We start from the raw sequence: 479 nt of genomic DNA on the forward strand, positions 1-479 counted from the left end.
CCGGGCGCCAACAGCGGGCTGCACGTCGAGGTCGTCGACTACACCAACGACGTCGGCGTGGCCGGCGCCTACGCCAAGATCCTGACGTACTACGCCGCCCGCTCCGGTGACACCGAGGCGGCGGACACGGCGAAGGCGCTGCTGGACGGCATGTGGGAGAACCACCAGGACGACCTCGGCATCGCCGTCCCGGAGACCCGCGCCGACTACCAGCGCTTCGACGACCCGGTGTACATCCCGTCCGGCTGGACCGGCACCATGCCGAACGGCGACCGGATCGACTCCTCGTCGACGTTCCTCTCGATCCGCTCCTTCTACAAGGACGACCCGGCCTGGTCGAAGATCGAGAGCTATCTGAAGGGCGGCGCCGCGCCGGTCTTCACGTACCACCGGTTCTGGGCCCAGGCGGACATCGCCACGGCCATGGGCGCGTACGCGGAGCTTCTCGACTAGTCCCCGCCGACGCTCCGTGTACCGGT

General features: G+C 68.9%; 1 protein-coding gene. It reads left to right on the forward strand.

Annotated elements, in window-relative coordinates; translation table 11 throughout:
• On the forward strand, positions 1 to 453 hold a 453-nt coding region (locus tag LPA54_RS37355; RefSeq protein WP_306806622.1), incomplete at its 5' end, for a glycoside hydrolase family 48 protein.
• Positions 454 to 479 lie beyond the last annotated feature (26 nt).

The sequence above is a fragment of the Streptomyces sp. DH12 genome, assembly GCF_020873895.1.
GTDB lineage: Bacteria > Actinomycetota > Actinomycetes > Streptomycetales > Streptomycetaceae > Streptomyces.